The sequence below is a fragment of the Segatella salivae DSM 15606 genome, from assembly GCF_000185845.1.
Lineage (GTDB): Bacteria > Bacteroidota > Bacteroidia > Bacteroidales > Bacteroidaceae > Prevotella > Prevotella salivae.
This window is the reverse complement of record NZ_GL629647.1, coordinates 525,954-528,745: the sequence shown is the minus strand read 5'-3', so window position 1 is coordinate 528,745 and position 2,792 is coordinate 525,954. Positions and strand designations below refer to the sequence as shown.

Below are 2,792 nucleotides of genomic sequence, written 5' to 3'. Positions count from 1 at the left end.
TTGAGCTGTGGAAAGTCATTAGAAATCATATTATTTTTTTTATCTTAATGTTTCTGTCATTAGGAATAATATAAAGAGTATCAGAAGAATTTAAATATGAAGCTTGTAACTGAATTTTATGCAATCTGCATATAGCGTCTGCATATAAATCTTTTTTGTTCAATTTTTGTGCTTTTGCAGATATACAGAAGCACAAAAATATGACATATGTAATATTTTTAAACATTGTAAAACCTTATTTTACAATTGAGATAGGGAACACTGCATTAACTCCCGATCTGTCATATCGATATATCAATTTACTTTCTTTGTCCAAAGTCTACCACTGCTCGTATCTGCTTTGGGAGTATATAGATTTTTTACTCCTGTTCCATCTATGACATATTTTAATAGTATAATAGCTTCTTCGCTATTCATTTTCTCTTTCTTAATATAATCTACAATAGCATGAGATAAGAGGTTTCTTTCATTTGATAATTGCAAAGCCTCTTCCTCAATATTCTTTATATTTTTAACTCTTGATAGGATAAAAGTATTCTTTTCACTATCATTATTGAAATCTGGTATATATTTATAATAGACATTTGTCCCATAGTCTAATCCATATTCTCCATAGACATATTTATATAAACCTATCAATGCCATTTCTATAAACCGTCGATTACAATTATTATCTGATAGATAACTACATACTTCATTTATAACATTTACGGAATTTTCAAATCCTAAATTTTGAAAAACATGAACTTCTCCACCATTTATAACAAAAAGTTTTGTTGGGTAATGCGGCTGAAAACTTAACCGAAAAGAGTATACGCCATCATATGTTCCTCTCTTAATTTGAGAAAGCTTTCCTATGATGGTTTTACTCCTAACTCTAACTTTAAATTCCTTACAAACCTTAATAGCAATTCTATCAGGTAAAGTAATAGTGATCTCGGAATTTTGACCACCAATCTGCAATACCATAAAAAGTACCACAAATAATATACAAAATCTATTTTTCATCTTTTGGTGTTTCTGCTTGTTTTTGTTTACTTAATTCATCTCGATATTTTTGTTCCGTTTGCCTTGCTTTTTTCTCATATGTAGAGGAAGGAACTTTTTTTTGTTTGGGCTGACTTGATCGAATATCCCGATCAACTTGAACGGGATCTGCTGCATGAACAGATTCATGGCTAGCCTCCGCTCCTAATGCCTCCTCTAAACTTAAACCAAAATTTGCATTTCCTTCTTCTTTTGTAGATTTTTCTATCATATCAACGAAAAAAGTTATTTTTGCCCATGTGGAACTATAACGATTATTTTTCAGTCTTATACTACTTCCATCAGCAGTTGCTTGCTGAGTCTCAGCATATGTCGTTGTCGTTTTTGTTTCTGTATTCCTATGGCTATATATTAAATGTATTTTTGTTGGAGAATTTACTAATAATGCAAGTTGTTTCCTACCGGTCTCTGTTTTCATCATTCCATTAAAAAGAGCCTTTGTATTCTCGTTGGCTTTTGGAGACATAGTCAATTTGCCCTTTTCATAATAAATAACAATCATATTTCCTTGATATACTTTTTTTCCATCTGGATCAATAAACTTGATCGGATTTCCGATACAATAGACATAACCACTAACGGAAGCATATTTCTCAGTTAAAGGATCTATTCCATACCACAAACTTGTAACAGGGTCCATGTATCTTGCACCATAATAATATAGCCCCGTTTCCTCGTCCAATTCCTTGCCGTTGAATTTATACGGCATGTCTTCTGATGAGGAGTGCTCGTCTACCAACAACTCGCCGTAGGGCAGATAGGCGTCAAACTGGGTGATGTTGGCGTCTTTGTCGGTGATATAACTTGTGCTGCCGAGGTGGTCGGAGTGATAGAAGAAAATGTCCTCGGTGTTGGTGGTATCTGTTGGGATATAACCATAGCCAGGTTGGGCATTATCCGGGTCTTAGGGCTTCTGCCATTGAATAGGCGGGCCGGGAACATCTCCCTTTTCATTGAACTTCGGTCGTTGCACCCAACCTTCGGGCACGGAGTGGTCGCCCAAGTCCCCGATAATGTCGTTATAACCACGGTGGGTGTTGTCGGAATCTGCCGTTGCCCCCTTCATCGTAGGAACACCCGGCAGCGTGCCGAGCGACTTATAATACTCCTTACGTTGTTTCTCTATCTGCATCATGCGTGTAGCATAATCTTTCTGACCAGCCGTAATATTATTGCTACTGACACCATAGACATTGCTGAACTTGCCTATACAAGGTTTGCTTAACCTTATTCATTATCTATTTTATTTCAGCTCCATATTGTATACCGTTTTCATCTTTTAAATATTCATATATTGCCCTTAGATACATAATGGTCTCGGCATTAGTTAATTTATTCTCGGATAAGAATGTAGAGTACTCCTTAATTATTCCGTTTGGATTATATGCGCCAACACTTTGGAAGAAGAAAATCTTTTTATCACGATAAATGAATATTTTTCGAGGAAAATGTGGCCCTTGCCCTTTAAAGGCATAGATTCCGTTTACCATTTTTTTCCTTTTTATCTAGTAAATTATACACATTCGCACTTGCATTGACAAACTCTTTTCCGTAACCTTCATCAAGTTGTGTGGCAATACTCTTAGGAACTAAAACTTGATAGAAAGGGAGCTCGCGTTTGTTCTTTGCGGATAAAAGATACGTACAACAAATCAATAATAATAAAAAAATAGTTTCTTTCTCATTTCATTTCGTTATTTAATTCTCGTGACTGTTCAATTATTTTTGTACGTTGTCAAATAAAA

At 35.0% G+C, this 2,792-nt stretch carries 2 protein-coding genes and 1 pseudogene; all 3 read right to left on the bottom strand.

What is annotated here, in order from left to right:
• Window positions 1–294: 294 nt before the first annotated feature.
• Window positions 295–1,008, bottom strand: a complete 714-nt coding sequence (locus HMPREF9420_RS02205; RefSeq protein WP_007133766.1) for a hypothetical protein — start codon at window positions 1,006–1,008, stop codon at window positions 295–297.
• A gap of 553 nt (window positions 1,009–1,561) precedes the next feature.
• Window positions 1,562–2,269, bottom strand: a pseudogene (locus HMPREF9420_RS15000) (RHS repeat domain-containing protein); the annotation flags it as partial.
• Between the two features lie 16 nt (window positions 2,270–2,285).
• Complete coding sequence (locus HMPREF9420_RS14540; protein ID WP_007133763.1) at window positions 2,286–2,537, bottom strand: hypothetical protein; 252 nt, start codon at window positions 2,535–2,537, stop codon at window positions 2,286–2,288.
• Between the last annotated feature and the right edge of the window lie 255 nt (window positions 2,538–2,792).